General features: G+C 54.4%; 26 protein-coding genes. 16 read left to right on the top strand and 10 right to left on the bottom strand.

Going from position 1 to position 25,215, the window contains the following annotated elements; all coding sequences use genetic code 11:
* Window positions 1–71: 71 nt before the first annotated feature.
* Window positions 72–980, bottom strand: a complete 909-nt coding sequence (locus GN112_RS16895) for a DMT family transporter (RefSeq protein WP_231717046.1) — start codon at window positions 978–980, stop codon at window positions 72–74.
* A gap of 319 nt (window positions 981–1,299) precedes the next feature.
* Here GN112_RS16895 and GN112_RS16890 point away from each other — a divergent pair, with 319 nt between their 5' ends.
* The 3 genes from GN112_RS16890 (at window position 1,300) to GN112_RS16880 (ending at window position 6,936) form a co-directional block, all read left to right on the top strand.
* A complete protein-coding gene (locus GN112_RS16890; RefSeq protein ID WP_155311288.1) occupies window positions 1,300–3,801 on the top strand; it encodes a sensor histidine kinase in 2,502 nt (833 codons plus the stop codon).
* Between the two features lie 148 nt (window positions 3,802–3,949).
* Entirely contained in the window at window positions 3,950–4,927 is a 978-nt protein-coding gene (locus tag GN112_RS16885; protein WP_155311287.1) for a TAXI family TRAP transporter solute-binding subunit, read from the top strand.
* Window positions 4,928–5,001: 74 nt separating this feature from the next.
* A complete protein-coding gene (locus GN112_RS16880; protein ID WP_155311286.1) occupies window positions 5,002–6,936 on the top strand; it encodes a TRAP transporter permease in 1,935 nt (644 codons plus the stop codon).
* Between the two features lie 29 nt (window positions 6,937–6,965).
* On the opposite strand, the gene GN112_RS16875 is transcribed toward GN112_RS16880, so the two are convergent.
* From GN112_RS16875 to dksA, 4 genes are read right to left on the bottom strand one after another with little or no spacing between them, the layout of a single operon-like run.
* Window positions 6,966–8,033: an elongator complex protein 3 gene (locus GN112_RS16875; RefSeq protein ID WP_155311285.1), complete on the bottom strand. Its 1,068-nt coding sequence runs from the start codon at window positions 8,031–8,033 to the stop codon at window positions 6,966–6,968.
* On the bottom strand, window positions 8,030–8,749 hold the full coding sequence (gene rnc, locus GN112_RS16870) for a ribonuclease III (protein WP_155311284.1): 720 nt from the start codon (window positions 8,747–8,749) through the stop codon (window positions 8,030–8,032). Before rnc ends, GN112_RS16875 begins: the two co-directional genes overlap by 4 nt.
* Window positions 8,746–9,642 carry a PHP domain-containing protein gene (locus tag GN112_RS16865; protein WP_231717045.1) on the bottom strand — a complete coding sequence of 299 codons (897 nt, stop codon included), beginning with the start codon at window positions 9,640–9,642 and terminating at the stop codon, window positions 8,746–8,748. The genes rnc and GN112_RS16865 overlap by 4 nt, the downstream gene beginning before the upstream one ends.
* Window positions 9,620–9,982 carry an RNA polymerase-binding protein DksA gene (gene dksA / locus GN112_RS16860; protein WP_155311283.1) on the bottom strand — a complete coding sequence of 121 codons (363 nt, stop codon included), beginning with the start codon at window positions 9,980–9,982 and terminating at the stop codon, window positions 9,620–9,622. The genes GN112_RS16865 and dksA overlap by 23 nt, the downstream gene beginning before the upstream one ends.
* Window positions 9,983–10,288: 306 nt before the next feature.
* Here dksA and GN112_RS16855 point away from each other — a divergent pair, with 306 nt between their 5' ends.
* On the top strand, window positions 10,289–10,525 hold the full coding sequence (locus GN112_RS16855; protein WP_155311282.1) for a DUF6812 domain-containing protein: 237 nt from the start codon (window positions 10,289–10,291) through the stop codon (window positions 10,523–10,525).
* A 72-nt stretch (window positions 10,526–10,597) separates the two neighbouring features.
* Here the strand turns inward: GN112_RS16855 and fabD are convergent, their stop codons facing one another.
* The 5 genes from fabD to GN112_RS16830 form a co-directional block, all read right to left on the bottom strand.
* Complete coding sequence (gene fabD, locus GN112_RS16850; RefSeq protein WP_155311281.1) at window positions 10,598–11,536, bottom strand: ACP S-malonyltransferase; 939 nt, start codon at window positions 11,534–11,536, stop codon at window positions 10,598–10,600.
* 95 nt (window positions 11,537–11,631) lie between these two features.
* Complete coding sequence (hemA, locus tag GN112_RS16845; RefSeq protein ID WP_155311280.1) at window positions 11,632–12,897, bottom strand: glutamyl-tRNA reductase; 1,266 nt, start codon at window positions 12,895–12,897, stop codon at window positions 11,632–11,634.
* Window positions 12,898–12,950: 53 nt separating this feature from the next.
* Complete coding sequence (gene ccsB / locus GN112_RS16840; RefSeq protein WP_155311279.1) at window positions 12,951–13,772, bottom strand: c-type cytochrome biogenesis protein CcsB; 822 nt, start codon at window positions 13,770–13,772, stop codon at window positions 12,951–12,953.
* A 1-nt stretch (window position 13,773) separates the two neighbouring features.
* Window positions 13,774–14,451 carry a precorrin-2 dehydrogenase/sirohydrochlorin ferrochelatase family protein gene (locus tag GN112_RS16835; RefSeq protein ID WP_155311278.1) on the bottom strand — a complete coding sequence of 226 codons (678 nt, stop codon included), beginning with the start codon at window positions 14,449–14,451 and terminating at the stop codon, window positions 13,774–13,776.
* Window positions 14,452–14,556: 105 nt separating this feature from the next.
* Entirely contained in the window at window positions 14,557–15,327 is a 771-nt protein-coding gene (locus GN112_RS16830) for an MBL fold metallo-hydrolase (RefSeq protein ID WP_155311277.1), read from the bottom strand.
* Here GN112_RS16830 and GN112_RS16825 point away from each other — a divergent pair.
* From GN112_RS16825 to GN112_RS16770, 12 genes are all read left to right on the top strand, one after another.
* Window positions 15,316–15,579 carry a hypothetical protein gene (locus tag GN112_RS16825; RefSeq protein WP_155311276.1) on the top strand — a complete coding sequence of 88 codons (264 nt, stop codon included), beginning with the start codon at window positions 15,316–15,318 and terminating at the stop codon, window positions 15,577–15,579. The two genes, GN112_RS16830 and GN112_RS16825, sit on opposite strands and share 12 nt — an antisense overlap.
* Window positions 15,580–15,761: 182 nt before the next feature.
* Window positions 15,762–16,067 carry an AtpZ/AtpI family protein gene (locus GN112_RS16820; RefSeq protein ID WP_155311275.1) on the top strand — a complete coding sequence of 102 codons (306 nt, stop codon included), beginning with the start codon at window positions 15,762–15,764 and terminating at the stop codon, window positions 16,065–16,067.
* The gene (locus GN112_RS16815) at window positions 16,042–16,461 is read left to right on the top strand and encodes an ATP synthase subunit I (protein WP_155311274.1); all 420 of its coding nucleotides are present in this window, start codon (window positions 16,042–16,044) and stop codon (window positions 16,459–16,461) included. Before GN112_RS16820 ends, GN112_RS16815 begins: the two co-directional genes overlap by 26 nt.
* Complete coding sequence (gene atpB / locus GN112_RS16810; protein ID WP_155311273.1) at window positions 16,445–17,119, top strand: F0F1 ATP synthase subunit A; 675 nt, start codon at window positions 16,445–16,447, stop codon at window positions 17,117–17,119. The genes GN112_RS16815 and atpB overlap by 17 nt, the downstream gene beginning before the upstream one ends.
* Before the next feature lie 3 nt (window positions 17,120–17,122).
* A complete protein-coding gene (atpE, locus tag GN112_RS35560; protein WP_155311272.1) occupies window positions 17,123–18,100 on the top strand; it encodes an ATP synthase F0 subunit C in 978 nt (325 codons plus the stop codon).
* Between the two features lie 53 nt (window positions 18,101–18,153).
* Window positions 18,154–18,402: an ATP synthase F0 subunit C gene (gene atpE / locus GN112_RS16800; protein WP_155311271.1), complete on the top strand. Its 249-nt coding sequence runs from the start codon at window positions 18,154–18,156 to the stop codon at window positions 18,400–18,402.
* An 88-nt stretch (window positions 18,403–18,490) separates the two neighbouring features.
* A complete protein-coding gene (locus GN112_RS16795; protein WP_155311270.1) occupies window positions 18,491–18,943 on the top strand; it encodes a F0F1 ATP synthase subunit B family protein in 453 nt (150 codons plus the stop codon).
* A 128-nt stretch (window positions 18,944–19,071) separates the two neighbouring features.
* On the top strand, window positions 19,072–19,527 hold the full coding sequence (locus GN112_RS16790; RefSeq protein WP_162458974.1) for a F0F1 ATP synthase subunit B: 456 nt from the start codon (window positions 19,072–19,074) through the stop codon (window positions 19,525–19,527).
* A 506-nt stretch (window positions 19,528–20,033) separates the two neighbouring features.
* Window positions 20,034–21,443: a hypothetical protein gene (locus GN112_RS16785; RefSeq protein ID WP_155311268.1), complete on the top strand. Its 1,410-nt coding sequence runs from the start codon at window positions 20,034–20,036 to the stop codon at window positions 21,441–21,443.
* Entirely contained in the window at window positions 21,440–23,149 is a 1,710-nt protein-coding gene (locus tag GN112_RS16780; RefSeq protein WP_155311267.1) for a hypothetical protein, read from the top strand. The genes GN112_RS16785 and GN112_RS16780 overlap by 4 nt, the downstream gene beginning before the upstream one ends.
* On the top strand, window positions 23,146–24,813 hold the full coding sequence (locus GN112_RS16775; protein WP_155311266.1) for a DNA repair helicase XPB: 1,668 nt from the start codon (window positions 23,146–23,148) through the stop codon (window positions 24,811–24,813). The genes GN112_RS16780 and GN112_RS16775 overlap by 4 nt, the downstream gene beginning before the upstream one ends.
* Window positions 24,814–24,955: 142 nt before the next feature.
* Window positions 24,956–25,174 carry a NifU family protein gene (locus GN112_RS16770; RefSeq protein WP_155311265.1) on the top strand — a complete coding sequence of 73 codons (219 nt, stop codon included), beginning with the start codon at window positions 24,956–24,958 and terminating at the stop codon, window positions 25,172–25,174.
* The last annotated feature ends 41 nt before the right edge of the window (window positions 25,175–25,215 follow it).

Genomic DNA, 25,215 nt, shown 5'->3' with positions numbered 1-25,215 from the left:
CCGGTGAGCCACACTCCTGGAACGGCACATGGACCGACCGGATGGGCCTCGACGGTATCATCAGTGATCATTTATCTTTTTGCTGACCGGCGGCGTCCGCTGGTGGCCCCGATATAGATCGCCGAAAGGGCCAGGGACACACCGGCCCAGGCCAAGGTGGAGGTTTCGCGGCCAAAAAAAAGCACGTCCCACAAAAAGGAGAGCGATGGTTGTAATAAAAGCAGCAACCCGGCGATGGCGGCCGGTATAAGCGGCAGGGAGTGGGTAATCAGCAGCCATCCCACGGTCTGGCTGAAAAGTCCTAGGGCAATCAGGGCCACGCCGCTTTGAAGGTCCGGTACGGCAAAGGAATCCCCGGTGCGCAACATCTCCACCGCCAAAAAGAAGGCGGTAAAAAAGGAGACCACCATGAGGCTGAAAAGGGCCGACGGCCTGGACCCATGGGTTTGCAGTCTGCGGAGCACCACCAGAAAGCCGGTGTAAAAGAGGGCCGTGCTCAATCCATAGGCGATTCCGATCCGATAGTTGGGACTCAACTGTTCCCAGCGGATGCCCACGATCATGAACAGGCCGGTCACCGCCAGGGGAACAGAGAGAACGAATCGCCAGCTCAGGCGCTCTCCATAGAGGAGCACACCGGCGACGGGAACCAGAAACACCTCGAAATTTCCCAGGATCGTGGCCAGCCCCGGCCCCACATAGCCGATGCAGCGGTGCCAGGAGTAAAGATCGAGAGCGAAAAAAAGGCCGGCAACCAGTGACCAGGAAAAAGTGCGCCAGCCCCGCCACAACGGTTCCCCGCGAATGACGAGAATTAGCAGCAGAAAGATTCCCCCCAGGAAAACACGGTAATACGCGGAAGCCGTTGGGCTGACGTGGACCAGTTTGACCCACACCGCGGAAAAGCTGATCATCATGGCGCCCAGAGTGGTTTTCCAGGCGGCGGAAATGGTCGGTTGCATGGCATCTTGGGCCATCATCAACCCTTTTCTGTGATTGGAGTGGTACAAAGTAAATTACCCATGCGGTTGTAGCGGCGGCAGCCATTCCCCGTTTTAATGAAACAAGCCGCAGCACCGCCCGACGAAACAGGGAATCGAAGCCACATACAATAAACACGGAATTCCGTATGCAAAGCCCTGTTCCCCCTTTTCTCCCCCGGCATGCCGTGGACATTGACTTACAATGATCCTTTTGACATATTTTTCCTGGAAAAGGCGGGTTGCCATTTGTGCCTGCCATCATGCGGGGAAACGGTTTGCCCGATCAGGCTGCCGGAAATAAACGGAGAGCCCCTTTATGGGCTTACGTCACATTCTGCTGGTTCTTTCTTTGCTGGCTTTTTTGTCCGCCTCCGCCGGCGGGGCACTTTACTACTCCGCATTGCGCCAAGCCGCATTTCAGGAAGCCGAGCGTCAGGCAACCACCAATCTTCAACTGGTTCACAAAAGCCTTAATTTCTTTTTGTCCGAACATCGCAAGTCTGCCGCCACCCTGGCCGCCATGCCGGATATTCAACGCGCCTTGCGCACCCGGTCACCCGATGACATCTATGCCGCCGAGGTGGTATTGAACCGCTTTGTGAGCACCCTGGACGCCGATGTCTGTTACCTGATGGACATGCGGGGGATCACGATTGCTTCCAGCAACCGCGATGCCCCGGACAGTTTTGTGGGTCAGGATTTCTCTTTCCGACCGTATTTCCGGGACGCGGCCATGGGCAGACGAGGGGCCTACCTGGCCCTGGGCACAACCTCGGGCAAACGCGGTGTGTATCACAGCCACGCGGTGTACGACGACCCCGATGCCGCCCCCATCGGGGTTACGGTGATCAAGGCGTCCATCGAGAAAACCGAAAAAGCGCTGGGACTGCCTTCCGAAGATATTGTTCTGGTCACCGATCCCCAGGGCGTCATTTTCATTTCCAACCGGGACCAATGGCTTTTCAAACTGGCCTGGCAGCTTCCCGACGCACGTCGCAAGCAGATCGCCGCCAAACGTCAGTTCGGCGAAGGGCCCTGGACGTGGACCGGCCTTCACCGGTTGGATGAAAAACACGTGGAAGATCGGCAGGGCAAGCGCTATCTGATGCACCAGGTGCCCGTTGATCTCTTTCAGGGGTGGACCATCCTCCATTTGCGCGATACCCGCCTGATCGCTAAATCCATCGCCGCTCCCTTTTTGCGTATCGTCGGTCCGCTGGTGCTCTTGATTTCCGTGTTGGTCGGCCTTTCCGTGCTGGTGCTGTACCGCAAAGCCAGCCGTGAAATCCGGCGCCGGCGAAATGCCGAGAACGCTCTGCGGGAAAGCGAAACCCGCTACCGGTCACTCTACCACCATACCCCGGCCATGCTGCACTCCATCGATCCCCAGGGAAGGCTGCTAAGCGTCAGTGACTACTGGGCCGCAACCATGGGCTACTCCCGCAATGACGTCATCGGCCGGCACCTGACCGACTTTTTTACTCCCCAGGCGCGCAAATATGCCTTGGAAACCGTATTCCCCCAATTCTTCAAAAACGGATTCTGCTCGGACATTTCCTATCAATATGTCAAAAAGAGCGGAGAGAGCATCGATGTTTCCATGTCGGCCATTGCCGAGCGCGACGACGAGGGCCGCATCCAGCGATCCCTGGCGGTCTCCATTGATGTTACCCAACGCAACCGTGCCGAGGAGGATTTGCGTCTGGCCAAAGAGGCGCTTAGCCAATATTCGCGGGAACTCGAACGGCAGGTGAGCATTCGCAGTGGAGAAATCAGCGCCATCCTTAAATACTCCCCCAACGTGGTGTATATCAAAGACACCCAGGGGCGCTATCTCCTGGTCAACAGTCGCTATGAAGAGCTTTTCGAGGTCTGCAAAGAAGACGTGCGCGGAAAGACCGACTGGGACATTCTTCCACCGGCGGTGGCCCGCCAGTTCCGGGACAACGACAAGCAGGTACTGGCGGCCGACCGTTCCCTGAACATGGAAGAACAGATCGACCAGAAAGATGGCCGCCACACCTATCTGTCAGTAAAATTCCCCATCTATGAGGAGTCGGGCCATATTCGCGGGGTATGCGGCATTGCCACCGATATCACCGCTCTGAAAAAGGCTCAGGAGCGATTGCGCCGGCTTTCGGGATCCATTATGGCCAACCAGGAAAAAGAGCGCACCGCCATTGCCCGGGAGTTGCACGATGAATTGGGCCAATTGCTGACCGCCCTGCGCATGGATGCGGTCTGGCTCCAGGAGCGCATCAAGGCCAGTGACGCCAGGATGGCCCAGCGTGCTGAAGCCATGTGTGCGCTGATCGATACCACCATCGAAGAGGTCCGCGGCATGGCCATACGGTTGCGACCGGGCGTTTTGGACGACCTGGGCTTGGTGGATGCCCTGGAGTGGTACACCACGGAGTTCGAACGCCGCGGTCAGATCGCCTGTATTTTCAACCATACGAACATTCCCAAGGTGGATAACGCCGTTGCCACGGCCGCCTATCGAATTGCCCAGGAAGCGCTTACCAATGTGGCCCGGTACGCCCAGGCCACCCGTGCTGAGGTAACCCTGGCCATGGCGCGGGAGAATCTGGTGCTGACCGTTTCCGATGACGGGGTCGGATTCAATGTGGACGCCTTCAACGATGGGGACGCGTTGGGCCTGGCGGGCATGCGCGAACGGGCGGTTTTGGTGGGCGGCACATTTACCGTATCGTCCCAACCCGGAAGTGGCACGCGGGTGCGCCTTATTGTTCCCCTGAATCCGGCGCCCCTGTCCGCGGCAATCCATTCAGAACCGGAAAGACGGACCGAACCCTGAGCGGGAATTCCCCATCCGATCCCTTCCCGATTCCATCGTAAGAAAAATTACTACACGAGAATCAGAAATCGTCTAATTGAAATGCATACCGGGTCTGGCTACAAACACAATAGACCAATTGTTTAATACAGCCAAAAGGAGATCCGTTATGAAAAAACGATGTTTGCCCATTGTGTTATCTGTAAGCCTGGCCCTGATGCTGGCTTTGACGATCGTTCCGCAGGCGTCCGCCAAAAAGCTGATTATCTTCGCCGGCGGGCCGGCGGGCGGCACCTTCCAGATTGTTGGTCAGGCCATTGCCACCTACAAGCCCATCAAAGCCCTGAACTACAATATCAAAGTGCAATCTTCAGGGGGTTCCACCGAGAACCTGAGGAAGGTCGACTCCGGCAAGGCCCAATTCGGAACGGTTTACTCCGGGCACGTCTTTGCCGGCCGCGAAGGCCTCATGGTCAACGACCCCAAAAAATACACGAATGTCATGGCGGTGTCTTACCTCTACGAGGCGCCGGCCCAACTGGTCGTCTTGAAAGGCTCCGGCATCAAGAGCGTCAAGGACCTGGTTGGCAAGCGCGTGGCCGTGGGACCGGCCGGATCGGGCGCCTTTTCCTATTGTGAAATGTTCTTCACCCACCTGGGGGTCTGGGACAAGATCGATCGTAATGCCGTCAGCTACAATGCCGGCGCAGACGCGCTGAGCAACAACCAGGTGGAAGCCCTCTGGCTGTTTACGGCCTATCCGAGTCCGGCGGTCATCCAGGCCGCGACCATGAACCATATCGCCATGGTGGACCTGGACGCTGATGCCAAAAAGTACGGTTTCTACGATAAGTACAAAAATTTCCAGCCGTTCACCATCCCCACATCGGACGGCCGCTACCGCGGGATCACCGAAGATGTGCCCTCCTGGCGCGACACCACCTTGCTGGTGGCCAATACCAAAACACCCGACGATCTGGTTTATGACATGCTCGAAGCGATTTATACCCCGGAGGGACTTGCCTGGATGGTTGCCCAGAAAAAAACCTTCAGGGCCATGGCCCTGGAAAAAGGGCTTAAGGGTGTTGCCACGCCCCTGCATCCGGGTGCCGAGAAGTTCTGGAAAGATAAGGGCATTCTTAACTAAAAAGCGACCCACCGGCAGGGCGACGATGTGTCGCCCTGCGTATCGTCGCGTTCCCAACCCCCGGCAGGTGATCCATGTACAACGATTTGAAATATTTTGAAAAGATCATTTTTGACACCCTGTCCGTCATATTGGTCCTGTTTTACTCCTGGTCGGCAGTCGTCGAGCCTGCCAACCTCCAGTACCACCGCGGAATTTATGTCATCATTACCTACGTGCTCTGCTTTCTGCTCTACCGGTCCAAAAGCAAAATCATGCGGGTGGTGGATTATGTTCTGATTGTCCTTTCCATTGTTTCGGTGGGCTACTGGATTTTCAATTTTGAAGCCATCAACTACCGGACCGGCGCGGAAAATCTGGTGGACCAGTGGATCGCCGTGGTGGGCGTCCTGATTGGCGTCGAACTGGCCCGCCGCGTGGTGGGCAACGTTTTTGTCATCCTGGGGGTGATTTTTCTTCTTTACGGAATGTACGGGGCTCACATGCCGGATCTCATCGCCCACGCCGGCGACACGCTTCCCGGCCTGTGTACCAGTATATTTTACAAAGGCGACGGGGTCTTCGGCATCATGGCCAACGTTCTGGCCACCTACGTGGTGCTGTTCGTTTTGTTCGGTGCCTTTCTGGAAAAATGCGGCGCCCAAAAATTCTTCATCGACTGGCCCCTGGCCGCCGTGGGCCACAAGGTGGGGGGGCCGGCCAAGGTGTCGGTGATCGCCAGTGGCCTGTTCGGCTCCATTTCCGGCAGCGCCATCGCCAACACGGTTTCCACCGGTACGTTTACCATCCCCATGATGAAAAAAGCCGGATTCCGGCCCCACATTGCCGGCGGTATCGAGCCCGCCGCTTCCATCGGCGGCATGTTCATGCCCCCCATCATGGGTGCCGGCGGATTCATCATGGCCGAAATGACCGGTGTGCCCTATTCCAAAATCATGTTGGTGGCCATCTTTCCGGCGCTCATGTATTTTTTCAGCGTATACATGATGGTTCATTGGGAAGCCAAAAAATACAACGTGATCGGTGAACGATCGGCCAAACCGGCCATGGCCATCCTGAAAGAGGAATGGATTTACATTCTGCCCCTGGTCGTCATCACCATCTTTATGCTCACCGGATTTTCGCCGGCCTACTCGGCCATTCTGGGGCTGGCCACCTGTGTGGCGATCAGTTTCAAGGGGGGCGACGACACCAAGATAGACCTTACCGTGGTGTGGGTCATGGCCTTTGTTCTGCTGGGCAGTTGGTTGTTTCGCGGATTGTCCGCAACCCTGGGACCCGAGAGTGTTGCGCCGGTGAAACGGGTTTTCGCCGAACGGTTCCTGGTGGTTTACGGTCTGATTTTCGCGGTCATTCTGGCGGTACGGAGAAGGGCCAAGGGTGCTGATCTGAAAACCGAATTGACCCAATTTGTGGATGCCTGCCGTAGCGGTACCACCAGCAGTCTTAAAATCGGGGCCACCGTAGGCGTTATCGGCGTGATCATCGGCGTACTCACATACAGTGGACTGGTGCTCACTTTTGCAGATATTGTCATTGAACTGGCCGGCGGTTCCCTGGTCCTGACGATTCTGTTGATCGCGTTGGCGTCTCTGGTTCTGGGCATGGGTGTTCCGGTGACGGCCGCCTACCTGATCACCGCCGTTGTGGCGGTTCCGGCGCTGACCCACCTGGGGGTCAACGAAATCGCCGCGCATATGATCGTTTACTGGCTTTCCCAGGACTCCAACATCACACCGCCGGTCTGTATCGCGGCCTTTGCCGGGGCGACCATCGCCGAGGCCAACATGTGGCGGACCGCCTTCGCTTCGTTCAAGTTCGCCAAGTTTCTTTACCTGGGCCCCTTTCTTTTCGGCTATGTGCCGGGGTTCACGCTGAACGGAAGCTCCTGGGACATCGTCAAAGCGTTTGTCCTCATCCTCATCGGCACCTATGCCTATGCCTACATGTTAAGTGGCATCTGGATTAAAACCATTGGCAGCTGGTTCAAAAAAGCACCGGCCACCTGATTGATCCTGGAAAACGATCGAACGGGGCATCAGGTATCGAGGTAAAGGGTTTGCCTGCCGACCCGGATCTGGTTGGGCGCGAAGTTCTCATCCTGGATGATGACGACGTCAGACAACGGGTATCTCTCCTGAAGCTGCCGCAGATTGCGTTTGTTCAACCCCTGAACGCGGGACACCATTTTGGGATGCGTCACAATGGAAAGATGACCGTTTGCCGGACAATCATCGGCCAAAATCGATTGAATGGCATCCAGCACGATCTCCCCGTGTACCAGGTGGCCGAAGGCCGGGTGGTAGGGGCCGGCCAGCAGATTGCGCCCGTCGGCCAGGCCGTCGGATGCCTGCAGTCCCATGCGAACCACAGGGATCTGGTGCCGGTTGAAAAGCAGAAACAGTTTTTTAACCAGCGTGACGCACGCGTCGAGCGCCATGGGCTGGTACCGGCCATGACGCCACAGGTCCGCCAAGGGGCTGCCGGCCAATACGAGCGTCGGATAGATGCGGATAAAATCGGGCTTGAGGGCAACCAGCCGGCGGGCCGTCGCCAAGGCGCCGTCATTGTCGTCCCCGGGCAGGCCGACCATCATCTGCAGTCCGAGCTGGTACCCCCGTTCTTTGACCAGACGGGCCGCCGTCACCGTGTCAGCGGCCTGGTGCCCCCGGGCCACAGCGCGGAGGACGTTATCGTTCATGGATTGAACGCCCAGTTCCACCGTTGAAACCGGGTAGTCGCCGATGCGGTCCAGGGTCTGGTGCGAAACCGTGTCCGGCCGGGTCGAAAAACGCAGGCTGTTCACATCACCGCGCTGCACAAAGGGGACTGCCGCATCCAGCAGCTGCTTCATGATATGCGGCGCCAGCCCCAGGAAGTTGCCCCCGAAAAAAGAGATTTGGACGGACGCATATCGTTTTTTGGCATGACGCAAAAAACGCTTCACTTCAGTGCGGATTTGTTCCGTGGACGGCGTGTGGGCGGTTGCCCCGGTAATCGTGCGTTGATTGCAGAAAACACATTGGTGGGGGCATCCCAGGTGGGGGATAAACAGGGGGATAATCAGGTGCCGGTCGACCGGCGCGGTGTTATCCGGTCGTTTCATGCGCCGGAAGAACGGTCGAGCTCTTCAAGACCGGCCCGGGCAGCTTCCTGCTCGGCCATTTTTTTGTTTTTGCCGTTTCCCTCGGCGGAGATGCCGGCCACTGTCATCCGTACCCGGAAGGTTTTGTCATGATCCGGGCCATGGGTACCCACCACCTGATAGCGCGGCACTTCATGGTAGGTTGACTGCACGCGTTCCTGCAACCGGCTTTTGTAGTCGGTCTCATAGCGGCTGCGATTGGCGCTGCGAAGCCTTTTGCTAAATCGTGATTCAATAAATCGGAAGGCGGCATCGAACCCGCCATCCAGGTAAATCGCGGCAATAACGGCTTCCATGGCATCGGCCAAAATGGAATTTTTCTCACGCCCGTCGGTCAGCGCTTCACCTTTGCCCAGCAGCAAATGGGGACCGATCCTGATTTCCCGGGCAATCGCTGCCAGTCGGGTTTCATTGACCAGAAACGCCCGGTTTCTGGACAATTCCCCTTCAGTCATCTCCGGATAACGGGTCATCAGCAAATGGCTGATCGCCAGGTTCAACACGGCATCGCCCAAAAATTCAAGCCGCTCATTACTGGCGATGTCCGACTGGATTTGTTCGTTGACGTATGAACTGTGGCACAAGGCGTGCGTCAGCCGTTCGGGCGTTTGGAACTGATAGTCCAGGGCCGTTTCCAACGCTTCCCTGAAGACCGTTTCCGTGTGGGCATCGTTCATCCGCATGCTTTCAGGTGGGCGACCAGGGATTCATACCGTTCATAAGGAACGTGAAAGTGACCATCGCCCACCCCCATTTGAATTCCCGGTGTGGCCGTACCATGAAAGTCCGTACCACCGGTAATCAAAAGGTCATGTTTACGGGCCAGCCGGCAGTACTCAGCGGTAACGGCTCGGGAGTGGTCGGGGTAAATGGCTTCGATTCCCCGAAGCCCCATCTCTTTGAGCGTCAACAAGAATTGCTCGAAAGCAACCGGTTCGTTGATTCCGTTCAGATGGGGGTGGGCCAGCACCGCGACTCCCCCGGCCCGCCGGATGGCACCGATGGCCGCCTCCATGGGTGCCCGGTACTTATGGACATAAGCCGGTTTGTTTTTTCCCAGGAAACGATCGAAGGCATCATCGATAGAGGTGGCAAGGTGCTTTTTTATCATCAATTGGGCAATGTGGGGACGACCGGCTATGGCATCGCCGACGATCGCATCCAGCTCCTGCATGCTTAAATCCATGCCCAGATCGTTGAGACGGGTGATGATTTGGGGATTGCGATCTTCTCTGGCCCGCTTCAGCCGATCAAGCAGGTCGATCAGCTCGGGGAAACCGGGGTCAATGCCGTAGCCGAGGATGTGAACACTGCCGTTCACCCGGTAGCCGGACGGGGCTGCCGCACTGATTTCAATACCGGTCAGAAATTGAAGTGCGGAGGGAATACCGCTGGCCATGGCGGCGACCGAACCGGCAAGGGTGTCATGGTCGGTAATCGCAATCGCTTTCAGGCCGAGCGTAACCGCCATTGCCAAAATTTCGGATGGGGTCAGGGAACCATCGGAAGCCGTAGAGTGAACATGCAGATCAATACCGGGTCGTGCGTCAGATACCAAGGGCTTTTTCAAAAGCCTCCTCTTTGGTTTTGCACTCAATGCACTGGGTGGTAACCGGTCTTGCCTTGAGTCGCTCGACGGAGATATCGTCGCCACACTTTTCGCAGATGCCAAATGTGCCGTTTTCGATACGATCAAGGGCCTTTTTAACTTTTTTGATCAGCTTGTGTTCGCGGTCACGAATCCGCAACATGAAATTGCGATCCGATTCCAACGTGGCCCGATCGGTGGGATCCGGGAAAGTTTCTTTCTGTTCCGTCATTCCCGAAACGGTTTCACCCGCATGGCTCAATAGTTCCTGCAACCGCTGATGAAGGAGCTCTTCAAAAAATTTCAAGTCGTCTTTGTTCATCGCTCAATCCCGAAACCATGAAATTGACATTTACCAACAAAAAAACAAAAACTACCATAAGCATATGGGCATGTAAAGGGGATTTGTCAATAGAAATTTCAACCCACAAAAATTCATTTTTTTAATTATTCAGATGGTTATACATGTAAAAAGGAGTACCTGAACATCCTGCTGATCGCCGCGGGGCCCAACCGGATCTTAATTTTTCATCTTTTTCTTGAGTCCGGCCGGGGATTCCCTTAAGTAGAAACGACAACCCTTTAATTTGATACCATTTGCCGTTATTCCAACCAAGGAGAAAGTTATATGGTGGATTCAAAAAGTGGCTATGAAACCGATTATCGAAACATCACCCTAAAAACCATCGAGGGATCGACAATCAACGGGAAGGTAAACATCTCGCCCAACCAGCGGATTTCAGACCTACTGACCCTGAACGAGAGCCCGTTTCTGGTGGTGGTGGATGCCAATTATGGCGATTTCAAAGAAAAAGTTCTGTTTATCAACAAGGCGTACATCGTCTGGATCGAACCGGAAGATTGACCGGATGGTTGCCGAAGACGACCGCCGCATGCCAGAAAACCGGTGGTCGTCTTCTTTGCGTAGGAGAGACGATCAGGAGAGCGCTGAAATCAACGTCTCCACCGTTTTCATGTTGTTTACATTAAAGATGCGATGCTCATAATCCGTCGGAACGATCTTTTTGAGCAGCCCTGCCAGCACTTTTCCTGGCCCGACTTCCACAAAAACAGTCACCTTTTCATCGCACAACCGGCACACCGTATCGTACCAGCGCACCGGGCTGCACAGCTGACGGGCCATGATCTGCCGGATCGTTTCAGCGTCGCCGCAGCTGTCCGCCGTGACGTTGTGGATAACCGGACGGACCGGCGATGCAAATGGAATCGAATCCAGAAATGCGGAAAATTCATCCTCGGCCCCCTTGATCAGATCACTGTGCCAAGCCCCGCTCACCTTCAGGGGAATCGCCCGGGCGCCCCGGGCTTTGGCCTCTGCCGAGACAGCCGCCACGGCCTCGGGCGCGCCGGTAATGACGATCTGTTCCGCGGAATTGTGATTGGCCACGGAAACCACACCGGCATCCCGGCCCGCTTCAACCAGCGCGTTTACCGCATCGATATTCAATCCGATGACTGCGCTCATGGCCCCCTTGTTCTTCAATGCTTCCCGATGCATCAATTCACCCCGCCGGAAAACCAGGCGAAGGCTATCCGCCATGGAAACGACTTGTGCCGCGGTCAGTGCGCTGTACTCACCCAGGCTGTGTCCGGCGGAAAAGTCGCAGGCGATACCGGCCCGCTGGATTGCCGTCAGGCAGGCCAAGTTAACCGCCGTAACCGCCGGCTGCAGGTTGACCGTTTCGGTCAGGGTTTCCATGGGGCCCTTGAAGCAATACCTTGAAATGTGAGCGCTGGCGATATCGTCGGCGGCGTCGAAAATTTCTCTCACAAAGTCATATTCCTGGAACAGATCCTGGCCCATACCGACCCTCTGGGCGCCCTGTCCAGGAAATAAGAATGCGATTTTTTCCAATTTTGTCTCCTCCATACCAAATCTGTCGGCCGCCCCGTGTTTCAAAAGGCCGCCCTGAGATCTGGCGTTTGATCCATTCATGACAACCGTTGGGGTTATTCCAGATTGAACAGTTTGCGGGTCAACTCCAGGGTGGCGGTCTTATCCCCATAGCAACCGTTCTTTTTTAAAAAATGGGTCGGCTCGTGCAGGATCTTATTGACCAGCGCATCGGTCATTCGTTTGATCGCCTGTTTGTCGCCGTCGGGAAGATGGCCCAGCGTGCCCAACGTTTTTTCAAGCTCCTGACGGGCCACGGCTTCCACTTTGCCGCGCAGAGCCACAATCGTCGGCACCACCGCCAGGGTGTCGTACCATTTGCGAAAACCGATCACCGCCTCGTCAATGATCCGCTGGGCCTTGGTGGCCTCCCGCTGCCGGTCTTCCACATTCTCGTCGACAATCCCCTTCAAATCGTCGATGTCGTAAACATAGGCATTGTTGATGCGGTTGATCTCCGGATCGATATCCCTGGGAACGGCAATGTCGATAAAAAAAAGGCTGCGGTTGCGCCGGCTGCGCATGGCCTTCTTGATCTGTGCTTTGCCCAGCACATAGTCCGTGGCACCGGTAGAACTGATGACAATATCCACATCCTTGATCGTATCGACAATTTCTTCAAATTTGATCGCCTGACCGAAAAACCGTTCGGCCAGTTCGACGCCACGCGCAAAGGTCCGGTTGGCCACGGTAATGGTCCCGGCACGGTTGCGGATCAGATGGTCCACAGCCAGTTCGGCCATCTCTCCGGCCCCAATCAGCATCACCTGCTTTCCCGCCAGATCGCCGAAAATCTTTTTGCCCAATTCAATGGCCGCGTAACTGATACTTACCGCATGATCGCCAATACCGGTTTCCGTGCGCACCTTTTTGGCCACAAAAAAGGTCCGGTGGAGCAGTTTGTTGAGAATCACGCCGGATGTGCTCTCCAGGGTCGCCTTGCGATAGGCCGCTTTCATCTGGCCAAGGATCTGCGGTTCCCCCACAACCATGGAATCAAGGCTGGCGGCCACCTGAAACGTGTGCCGGACCGCATCGTCTCCCTGATACTGGTAAAGCGATGATTCAAACTGGGCAATCGGCACATTTTTGAATGCCGCAAGAAACTGCTTGGCCGTGTTGATCGCCTTCTGGCCCTCATCAGCGACCATCAACAGTTCAATCCGGTTGCAGGTGGAAAACAGAACGGATTCGCCGATCGCCGGATCTTCCCGCAGCATTTTCAGTGCCCGGTCCGTCTCATCCGCGGTGAAGGCAATGCATTCCCGGACGTCAACGGAGGCTGTTTTATGATTCAGTCCAATCAGTACAATATCACGCATGGTCACTATTATTAACCGTCTTCAGCATCAGGGCTGAAGAACGGACGTTCGGGTTACATGGCCGTAAAGGTTCCATGATGGCCCTTGAGCAGAAAATTCACCCCGAAAAAGGTAAACAGCAAAACACCGAAACCAACCATGGCCATGATGGCCGCCCGTCGACCACGCCATCCCACCGTCAGGCGTTCGTGAAGCAGGGCGGCGTAAAACACCCATGTAATGGCGGCCCAGACCTCCTTGGGGTCCCAGCTCCAAAACCGCCCCCAGACGGCCTTGGCATAAATAACACCGGTAATCAGGCCAATTGTAATCATCGAAAATCCGGCCACAATGCAGGCGTATCCGGTGGTGTCCAGAAGTTCCAAGGAGGGCAGCCGACTGAAAAAGAAGCCCCGGATTTTTTTCTTAATGGCATTTTCCTGCAGCAGATAGAGCAGGCCCAGTCCACCGCCCAGGGCAAATGCCGCATTGCCAAGAAAGGTGGTGATAATATGGGCCGCCAGCCACCAGCTTTTGAAAAGCCGGGGATCCTGAGCGACGGTGTCGGGCATATGATGGGCGGCGACCATGGTCATGCTGATCAGTGGGGCGGCGTAGATGCCCAGGATTTTCAATTTATATCCCCAGGAGAAGGCCAGAAACACCGCTGCAATGGCCCATGCGGTCACCGACAGGGTTTCATGGAGGTTGTTTACCGGGAAGTTCCCGGCCCGGAGACCGCAGACCACCAGGTAGATCGAATGCAGGACAAAGCCGGTCAGCATCAATCCCATCGCCATTCGTTGAAGGGGCTCCCGCTGAAAAAAAAGATAGCCAAGGTAGCCGGTACAGCTGAGCAGATATAAAATAGTGGCGATGATAAAAACGGACTCCATGTCACTCCCCGGACAGTCGGTTGGCAGACATTAACTCATCGAAAACAAAACCAGGTCCCAATACCCGTTCCAGCAGGCGGTCGATCCGATGGCTGTCGCCATCCCTGACCAAGCCCAGCAAATCCTCATGGATCAGTTGTTCGAAAAGGGGCTTGTGGACCTCTGGGGCATGCTCCTCGGCCAGCAGCCGGGTTCGGATGGCACCCATCAGATCCAGGAGCGTGCCATATTCCGGGCCAAACTGGGTTTCCAGCTGCTGTCGGATATATTTGGCAAAAGCGGGGCTTTTTCCGGCAGTGGAGATGGCCATCACAAAATCACCCTGCCGCACGATCGCCGGCAGGGTAAAGTTACAGATCGCCGGTCGGTCGGCAATATTGCAAAGCAACTGAAACCGCTCCGCATCCGCGTGAATCCGTTGGTTCAGCACTTCGTCATCGGTCGCCCCGATCACGAGAAACCGGCCCTTGACATCCGACGATCGATAGGGGCGTCGTTCGAGGGTAATCTTCTCCGCGGCCGCCAGCCCGGTGATATCGGACGTCATCTCCGGGCTGACCACGGTAACCACGGCGCCGCACTGCAAAAGGGTCTTCACCTTGCGGGCGCCCACACGACCGCCCCCCACCACCAGGCACGAACGCCCCTGAATATCAAGATTTACCGGATAATAGCGCATATTGGTTGCTTTACAAATTTTCGTATACCGTTGTCTTTGCTTTTCTCCAAAACCGGGACACCGGCGGCGCCCACGGCCAATGGCGCCACCGTCACGCCCTGGCATTTAAAGGGTCAGGGTCATCAGGTCCCGTGCAAGCACAATCGGCCCACTATAGGCGCTTCGACAATGATTTTCAATATCAACGGTTTCGCAGGCTGGATAAAAATGGGTCAGCACCAAACGTTTGACGCCTGCCGCGTGGGCAATTTTACCGGCCAGGGAGGGCGTCAGATGACCGGCGACCTTATGGCCGTCGGGAAAGGCCGATTCACAGATCATCAGATCGGCATCGGCGGCAATGGAGACCAGGTTGTGGCAATCGTCCGTGTCCCCTGAGTAGACCAGTGCCTTGCCGCGCGCATCAACGATTCGATAGGCCAGGCTTTCCGGTCGATGGGCAACCGGCATCGACGTCACCTTGAAGGCGGTCGAGGGGTAATGGTCCTCCGCTTGCGTATCGAGTTCAACCACGTCGAGCAGATCGGGGGGCAGGGTAATCCAGTGGCCGTAGACATTTTTCAGACGCTCAAAAAACGCGCGAAAACCCAACCCGGCAACAATGGTCAGCCGCTGCCGTTGAGCAGCAGGAGCCGGGTACTTCAAGGCAAACAAAAAAGCGGCCAGTTCCCCGATGTGATCCGGGTGAAAATGGCTGAGAAAAATGTAATGGATGTCAAAAATGGATGCCCCGGCTTCAAGCAGCCGTTTCATCACCCCGGCACCGCAATCGAAAAGCAAGTTTTTGCCACCGGTTTTCAACAGAAAAGAACACGAATTCCTTGTCAGCGACGGCACGCCCGTTCCCGATCCGAGGATGGTGATTTGACTTTGCATGGTGATTTTAAAGCCCTTGCGTTGCTTGCCCATTGGTACGGGCAATTTAAAATTATTGTCATTTTTATGCTTCGGATCAACAATAAGACGATAACCAATCGAAAACAATCCTGCGGGCAAAACAACCAGGGCAATCGCATTTGGATGTATTCTGGTGCCTGCGATGCCTGGCAGATAATGTTCGTTTTCGAACACTTAAATTTTAATCCTCAGCGGCAAAATAAGATGCCATCAACCGATTATGACGCTTGACAATACAGAAGTCGATTTGTTATTTCTGCCCCTGTCCGAGGAGAGGGTGCTTTTTCTAAAAGTGAGCGGCGCGATATTTGTCTTCTTTTGCGCCAATACGCTCGCTTTCTATTTGTCTCAATTTAACATTCTAATAATTGTTTTTGCGCGGCGGTGTTCGCCTTAGCAATACGTGGCGGATAATGAAAAAAAAAGCCGATGACACGAGACGCAAATATGAACTGTTCAACTACAAGAAAGACAAGGACTGGGCTGAAAACCTGACCATCGTCATGCAGCTGGGGCTGACCATGGCCGGCTGTATCGTTTTCTGTTTTTTTGTTGGGCATTTTATAGATAAATGGCTTGAACTTCGGGGGGTCTTTACCACCATATTCATTCTTCTTGGCGTCGCTGGTGGGGCCAACGTCTGTTATCGACAAATCCTTGATGTGACGGATCCCAAAAAAGAGGAAGATCCCGATGATCCCCGCAGCAACCGTTCGTAATCTGCAAAAAAACTACGGAGCCAAAGCACTGGCCTTGGCCATATTTGTCAGCCTGCTGTTTCTTGCTTTAGGTTACAAATCCATTTGCCGGGGGCTGGTGCTGGGCGCATTTTTCAGCACGATCAATTTCGTGTTGATGGCGCAAACCCTCCATAAAACGATCAAGTCCGATAACGTGAAAGCCTCCATTTCCGCTTTCGGTAACATCTGTTTTCGATACATATTTATCGCCATTCCATTGGTTATCGCCATCAAATTTGCCAGATTCAATCTGGCGGCAACCATTGTTGGCCTGTTCATGGTACAGTCGGTTATTCTGGGCGATCATCTCTATCGCAATTTTTTCTTTGCCGGGGAAGGTGAAAAAGGCACACTCAATGGAAGAATTAGGTAAGATTCACCAACTCATCATTCCACTCTTCGGCCACAATATGATTTTCAATCTTGACGCCATTGCCTATACGTGGATCGTCATGGGAATTCTCATTTTGTTTGGCGTTTTGAGCACCCGTAAGCGGGGTTTGGTGCCGACGTCCATGCAGGTGCTGGGTGAGTTATTCGTAGCCAAGCTCTACGACCTCACCGAAGACGCCCTGGGCCGGGATCTGGCGAAAACCTACGCACCGCTCACCATCGCGCTGTTCATGTTTCTGTTGCTCTGCAACTGGATCGGCATCATTCCCCATTTGGAAGAACCCACCAAGGATCTAAACACCCCACTGAGCCTCGGAGTTATGGGGTTCGTTATCTCCCATTATGTGGGCATCAAGTCAAAAGGCATCAAGGCTTATGCAATGGAATATTTCGAACCGTTTTTTATCATGATGCCACTCAACCTGATCGGAGAATTGGCAAAAATCGTCTCCATCTCTTTCCGTCTCTTTGGTAATATCATGGGGGGGGCCATCATCATCCTCGTCGTCTCTCACTTGTGCTTCAGCATCCTGCTGCCACCATTTCTGAATGCATTTTTCGGTTTCTTTGTCGGCGCAATTCAAGCTTTTGTTTTTACAATGCTAACAATTGTTTACATATCGGTACAGGTAAAATAAATCATGAGTCTACTAGATGTCGAAACATCTGTAAAAATGGCGACTTATGTGGGAGCCGGCCTTTCCATGGGGTTGGGTGCCATTGGTGCGGCCATTGGCGAAGGGTATACGGCGGCGGCAGCCAATTCCGCCTTATCACGTAATCCTGCCAATGCCGGCGATATATTAAAAAATATGTTGGTAGGCCAGGCGGTTGCAGAATCCGCAGCTATTTTTTCATTGGTTGTCGCAATGCTGCTCCTTTTTTCCGTAGGGCCGGTAACCCAGCCCATCACCATCTGGGCTTATTTGGGAGCCGGCCTTTGCATGGGTTTCGGGGCCATCGGTTCAGGGATCGGTTCCGGGTTTCCTGCGGCCTCCGCTTGTGAAGGCATGGCCAGACAGCCTGCCGCAGGTAGAAAATTGACCACCAGCATGCTCGTGGGGTCTGCCGTGTGTCAGACGACTTCGATTTATGCATTGGTCATTGCATTGATCCTGATTTTTTTTGACTTCACCAAGCAACCTTTTGGGCCGACTTGGGCGGCGCTAATGGGTGCGGGCCTGGCCACAGGCATTGCGGCCATTGGTCCGGCCATCGGCGAAGGAAAGGTGGCCGGCGCCTGTTGTGAAGGCGTTGCCAGAAATCCCTCCGCTGCCGGTCCTATTACGAATTTGATGTTGCTCGGCCAGGCGGTCTCTGAAACCACCGGCATCTATGGGCTGTTGATCAGTTTTGTCCTGTTGTTCAAAGGGTTTGCCGCGACAACCGATCTGGCTCCGGCGCTTGCACTGGTTTCTGCCGGGTTATGCATGGGCCTGGGTGCCATCGGGCCCGGCATTGGAGAAGGGCTTGCGGCGAGCAGTGCGGTTTCGTGGCTCGGACGCAATCAAGAAGCTCAGCCCATATTGATTCGCAGCATGTTGGTGGGCCAGGCGGTTTCCGAATCTACGGGTATTTATTCGTTTGTCGTTGCATTGGTTTTAATCTTTGTTATCTAAATTCGTCGGTGCATGGCAGCGACGGTAACTTATTTATTCAACTGGAGGAAAATATGGCTATTGAGGGTGTAGACATCATAAAAGCAGCTGCATTTTTGGGTGCCGGAATTTCAATGGGCTTAGGCGCCATCGGCCCTGGAGTGGGTGAAGGCATGGCCGCCGCCAAGGCGTGTGAAGCCATCGGAAGAAACCCCAGGGAAGCAGGGCTGCTGACCCGGACCATGCTCGTTGGCCAGGCCGTTTCCGAATCGACAGGGATCTATTCTCTCGTGGTTGCCCTGCTCCTGCTGTTTGTTGTCTAAATCAGGGCTTAGTGATCGTCTTCTATTTCGGATCGTGGACGTATTCCGGATAATGCCGTCCTAACCTGCACAGATGGAGTAATGGACCATGGAGATCATCAGCGCTACGGCACTGATCAGCATCAATGAAACTTTTTTTATCCAGCTCATATCTTTCCTGGTTTTTTTGTATATCATGAACCGGGTAATGATTCGTCCGCTGGTCAATACCATGGCGGAGCGAAATGAGTACTTCGACGGCATCAATTCCGATGTGGTGTCGGCCCAATCCGACCTTGAAAATCTTCATAAGGATTTGGATTTTCAGCGTTCGCAAGTACTCAAAGAGGCTCACGGCGAGGTTGGCAAACTGGACGAAGAGGCCGAGCATTATGCTGCCGAGATTATCGCATCTGCCCGTTCGGAAATCACGAAGTTGAGCATTGAGACAGAGGCGAGGGTAGATAAGCAGCTCAAAGACATTCGCTCCCAGCTGGAAGGGGAGGTCGAGGCCCTCACCACCCTGATCATGGAAAAAGTTTTGCATCGGAGGCTGCAATAATTATGAATAGGCAGAAAAAAAGATGCTATCGGCGGTGCTGGCCCGTATTCATATTTATGTCGCTGGTCATGTTGCCGGGTGTGGCGATGGCTGCAAGCCCTGAATGGCGGCCCACGTATGATCTGATTATGAAGTGGGTTAATTTTCTCATCCTTGCCGGCGTTATCTATAAATACGGCCACAAACCCTTCAGCAAATTTATCAAGGGACAAAAAGAAGATTTAAGCATAAAAATTGACGAGCTGGAAAGTGAGAAAGCACGGGTTATCGGCGAAATCAACGCGGCGCAGACTCATACCGAAGAAAACAAACAAAAACTGATCGAAATGAAGGCACGCCTGATTGCCCAGGGAGAAACCCGCAAACAGGAAATTATCGATCAGGCCCGTAACCAGAGCGGCATCATGATCGAAGCGGCACGCAAAAAAATGGAAAATCGTATCATCCAGGCCAAAGAAAAACTGAAAATGGAACTGGCTGACTTGGCTTTTGAGCAGGCCACGCAGAAATTGCCGCAGATGATCACCGATGCCGACAACCAGTTGTTCATCGACAACTACATGCGGGGAATGAACGTGCGGTAGGATCGTGCCTATGCCCCTCCACAAAAACCAAATCCAATTGCCATAAAAAACGCGCCATCAGTGGTACCGCAGTACCGCTGATGGCGTTTTTCATTTGCAATGAATGACCAACCAACCCCGGCGCAATTCGACACAATTATTTTTTATCGCGACCTAACGATTGCCTCGTAAAAAACAGCTCAGGGCAATCGCATGTAGATTTCCGGGTTGCTTTTCTTCCTAAAATTAGAGCGTCCATGAATGTCAAAGACCAAATGAAAAATGCCAAATGATGGTGGTATTCTATCTATTTTAAAATCGATTTCATCCTTCATTTGACATTTGGGCTTTGGCATTTGGCATTTTCCCACTTTCGGGAATGGTGCGTGTTCAGGAACGGCCGGTTTTTGATTTTACTTGCGATCGCCCTGGTGATGCTGGCGGGACCGGTTGACTTATTGAAAAACACCTTTTATGCAATGGATTGGACTCCGCATGCCACGAACTTCTCCAAAAGGATGGTATCTTTGAAAGAATCCGAAATCGTAGAGAAAATGTGCAAGGTAGAGCTTGCCGCCGCCGATATCAAAGCGATCAGCAAAGCCCGTGGTTTCTCCCTTCCGGACACGCGCTCACCGGCGCATTTGGAAAGCCTGCTGCTTTCCGACGTGGGGCTCAAAGCGGTTTTCGGAACCTTGGAACGTAAGGAAATCATCATGCTGCACTTCCTAAAGGGCTGGAAAAAACCGGTGGATGCGGCTGCATTCGAACGGATGACGGGAAAGCGCAACAAATGGCATGGCACCTTCAATCAACAATACGGGGAGGTGTTCAAACAGGTCAAGACGCGGTTGATTCGCAAGGGGATTCTGGTTTTTGCAACCGGTCCAGCCAGGACCGACAGAAAAACGCAGCTGGAACGGCAGAGGTTTGCATTCCCCTCCCCATTTCATGCGGACCTGCCGCCGCTTTTCCCATCTGCGAAGGCCTTTCCCGGGCCCGGGGAATACAAAAATGCGTTCATCCGCAACAAACTCGATCAATTGATCCATCCCCGATCCGCAGGGGCGACCGATCCCTCCCCGTGGGAGATTAAAGATGGCGAACTTTACATGGGCGATGCGCCATTCGATGTCGACACCTTTTTTCAATGGCAACGGCGGCGATGGCTCGTGACCGGTGAATTGGGCCCTTTGCATTCAGGGCAGCAAAATGCGCGAATGTCTCCCATGGATGCGCTGGATTACGCCTTTGCCACCCTTGCTCCGGACGAATGGATCGAACCTGCCGATCTAATACCGGTGCTGAAGATGTTCTGCCCGGAGAAACAGAACCCGAATCCCGTAAAGGCGCTGCGCCACGGTTGGGAAACCGCCTGTCTTGTCAGGCAACAACAGGGCGAAAAAACGTGGTATCGGCCGGCACCGCCATTTGAGGATGTTTCGCAAATATCGGCGTTTGACGAGTATTTTTCCGCGGACAAAGCCGGTGCGGGGCTTCAGGTAGACCTGGCCACCATCCCCTTGGGCTGCCTAGAAGCGGTTGCCAGGATTTCAAAAATGCGGATCACCGGTGGTGTCTTGACCGCTGATCCGGATATGGTCCGGATCGGCCGCGTGATCCATGATATTTGCGACACCCGCTTTGCCCGATGGCTGACCGACACCTCCCACGGCTTTTCACAGGCATTTGCAACCGCTTCACGGCGATGGGGCCGGCAGGTGGTCCACGGGAACCTGCTGGTTGCCCGGGTCAGGGATCTCGGTCTGAAAATCAGTCTGGAAAAAGCGTTCAAGGATGGCAAAATCATCTTTTTGCCCGGTGATTTCATCGCCTTTCCGGAAGGCTTGCGAAGTCGGGTCGAAGCCCATGTTACCGGCAACGGCTTTGCGGTGAAAACCATCGATCACACGGCCAAAAGGAAACCGCGACAATGAGAAAAAACCAGCCTGCCATGGCGTTGAAAACCGTCGACGTTGCCACGATGGATGTCTGCAGCTGTGAATTTGACATTCGCAAGGATCTTCACGTTTATGTCAATTATGTTCGGGAGCGAAGCGTAAAACGCTCCGTGCGTGAGAACAAGATTCCCAAAGCGGATGCCAAGCGCATCGCCAAACAACTCTCCGATCCCGAAGCCCTGACCGATATCGACGAATTTGGCGAATCGCCATGGCTGGATGTGGTCGACAACCTTGCCCGGGGCGTCGGGTTTGTCGACTATGATACCCAGGGTGAGTATTTGGGATACACCAGCAGTTCACCCTCTTTTGTGGACAACTATATCGACTATAATGAACCGGCTTATCAGCGGTTTTTGGCGTCATCAATGCAGCAGCAGGAACAATTGCTTTTCGATCATCTGGTCGGCCGGTATTCGAACAGCGACAACGAATGGTTTGCGCCATCGGCTTATGGCCGGCTGGACACCTTTAGTATCTGGGGATGCGCAACGGGAGTGGTACCCGGCATCAAATTCGACAAGGTTAGATCCTTCCTTTTCAAATGTCTGGCCGACTGTCAGCCGGGCATCTGGTACGAAACCGCGTCCTTGATTGATTATCTTAAGCAAAACCATCCATACTTCCTGATTCCGCAGTTTCTCAAATTTAAATACCGAACCAACGAGAAAGACGGCCGGTACGGCAATTTTAGCGAAGTCGACAAGGCGTCCCAAACGAGTGATAAGATATCGGAAAAGGATCGGGATGCCTTTGAACGGGTGGAAGGCCGCTTCGTGGAGCGGTTTTTGGAAAATATTCCTCTGACCATGGGGTATGTGGACCTGGCTTACGCAACTTCCGATAACTCGGGAACGAAACCGTCGCTGGGAAGAATCAAAGCGTTCAAAATCAATGGCGGTTTCCTGCCGTTTATGCAGGGATCGCTTCCCGAACCAGCGGTGACGGTGCTGCCCAATCACGAAATCCACGTGGAATCCCCATGGTACCCGGCCGGAATGCTTGCCAAGCTCGAACCCTTGGCGGATCTCGTCTCCACGGACAGGATTTGCATACTGAAATTGAGTCGTACGAAGGCTGTCGCATACCTGGCCGAGGAGGAGGCCGCGGATCCCAAAAAGGATCTCGAATCGTTGACCGGGCAGCCGCTGCCGGCCAACGTCGCCGCAGAGTTGGCCGAATGGGCCGGCCAAAGCGAGTCGTTTGTGCTGTATCAGGGGTGCGGACTGGTCGAAGGCAAAAACCTTCCGGCGCTCATCGATCCCTATGAAGTGGAAACCCTATCCGCCGATTTGCGACTGGTCCAATCGCCCGATACCCTGTTCTGCGAACTTGAGCAGGCGGAACAGGTCCCCGTACGGGTGACGCATTATGCCAATGGCTTCAAGCGGCCTCCGGAAGGGGTACAATCGGTATTTATCAAAAATCTTAAACAACAAAAAAAAACCAAGCAAAAAGAACTGATCACCATCCGGCAGCAAACGTCCATCACGCTCTTTTTCCAGGATGGGGTCTCCCTGGGGGTTTTTACCAAGGCACTAACTGAAAATCAGTGTTTTGTGGAGATCGACAAGGAGCGCCGAACCGTCATTTACCCCACCGATCAGAAGGCCCAGGTAGATAGCGTAATAAAACAGTTGAAAAAAAACTACCGGATTAAACTCGTCAAGGAGAAGGGATGACCCAAGCTATTGTCGACACGGGCCCGCTGATTATCCAGAGCGATCACACCTTCATGCTCGAAACGGCGCATCCCCGGTATGCCGATTGCCGTGATTTTCTGGCCTCCTTTGCCGAACTGGTCAAATCGCCGGAATTCATCCACACCTACCGGGTGACGCCCCTGTCCATGTGGAATGCCGCCGCCCTCGAGATGTCGTTCGACGACATCGGCAAGGGGCTCGAGCGTTTTTCGCGCTATACGCTGCCGGCCAATGTGATCACTGATATGCGCGAGTGGCACGACCTGTACGGAAGACTGGTGCTTGAAAAGGTGAGCCCGACCCACCTGCGGCTGCGAGTTCTCGACGAGGTTTTGCTGCCGCGCATCGGACAGATCGCCGAGGTGAACCGATTCTTCGGGGACTCCACGGCCGACGGATGGCTGATCGCGTCCGGTCAGCGGGGCGATCTCAAGCAGGCCCTGATCAAGGCCGGCTATCCGATCAAGGACATCTGCGGGTACGACGCCGGTGCCCCCCTTGAGATCGATCTAAGGGATATCGATCTGGATGGCCAGGCCTTTACGCTGCGCGACTACCAGCAGGATGCCGTCGATGCCTTTTATCAGGGAGGACGTTCCACGGGCGGCAGCGGCATCATTGTGCTACCCTGCGGGTCCGGCAAGACGATCATCGGGATCGGCACGGCCGCCAGGATTTCCGGCCATACCCTGATCATCACCACCAACAATGTCTCGGTGCATCAATGGCGCGATGAATTACTCGCCAAAACGGACTTGGTTGCGGATACGATCGGTGAATACACAGGTCTGGAGAAGACCGTCAAACCGGTTACCATCACCACCTATCAAATGCTCACCCACCGTCGGAGCAAGACGGCGCCCATGCGGAACCTGGCGATTTTCAACCACAACAGTTGGGGATTGATTATTTACGACGAGGTGCATCTCTTGCCGGCCCCCGTGTTTCGCGCCACGACCGCGATACAGGCCAAGCGGCGGTTGGGGCTGACCGCGACCCTGGTGCGCGAGGATGGCAAGGAGGATGACGTCTTCGCCCTAATCGGCCCCAAACGCTACGATGTACCCTGGAAAACCCTTGAGAACCGGGGCTTCATCGCCGAAGCCGTTTGCACCGAGTATCGCATCCCCCTGCCCCGGGAAGAGGAAATCCGTTACGCCCGGGAAACCAAACGGCGGCGCTACCGCGTCGCGGCGGAGAACCCGCTCAAAATTGAGCTTGCCAGGGAGTTGATCGATCTGCACACCGAGGACCATATTTTGGTGATCGGACAGTACATTTCTCAATTGGAAGCGATTGCAGAGGTGTTGGGCCATCCCCTGATCACGGGCAAAACCAAACACGCCGAGAGAGAAAAACTGTACGCGCGTTTCAAGTCCGGCGACCTGCGCATCCTGATCGTCTCCAAGGTGGCCAATTTCGCCGTGGACCTGCCCGATGCCAACGTGATGATCCAGATCTCCGGCACCTACGGATCCCGTCAGGAGGAGGCCCAGCGCTTAGGACGAATTCTGCGTCCCCACGACCGGCGATCCTGTTTTTATACGCTGGTGTCGAAGGGCACCGATGAGCAGAACTTCGCCTTGAACCGTCAGCTTTTCTTGGTGGAGCAAGGTTATAAATATCACATTCGGTATTATTGATCTGCCGTTGATAGACGCAGACGCCAAGCAGGATGGTTTTATTTTTTGAGGTTTCCATCTATTTGACCGTTCGATAGAAGCGCTTTATAGTATGAATTGGTAATAATTGTAACTCCAATCATAAAGAAGGGAATCCCTCCAAATGAAAGAAAAAGTCGAAGCGGCGATCGATAAAATCCGGCCCATGCTGCAGGCGGACGGCGGTGATGTGGAACTGATCAGTGTGGAAAACGGCATCGTCACGGTCCGTCTCCAGGGGGCCTGTGCCGGCTGCCCCATGTCCCAGATGACCCTCAAAAACGGCATCGAGCGGGTGCTCAAACAGCAGATCCCCGAGATCAAGGCGGTCGAATCGGCCTGATCGTATCCGTTGCGATCATCTCCGTGTTTTCGTGTGGCCGA

The organism is Desulfosarcina ovata subsp. ovata (assembly GCF_009689005.1).
GTDB classification, from domain to species: domain Bacteria; phylum Desulfobacterota; class Desulfobacteria; order Desulfobacterales; family Desulfosarcinaceae; genus Desulfosarcina; species Desulfosarcina ovata.
Note: the sequence above shows the minus strand (reverse complement) of the source record. Positions and strands in the feature narration are given on the sequence as shown.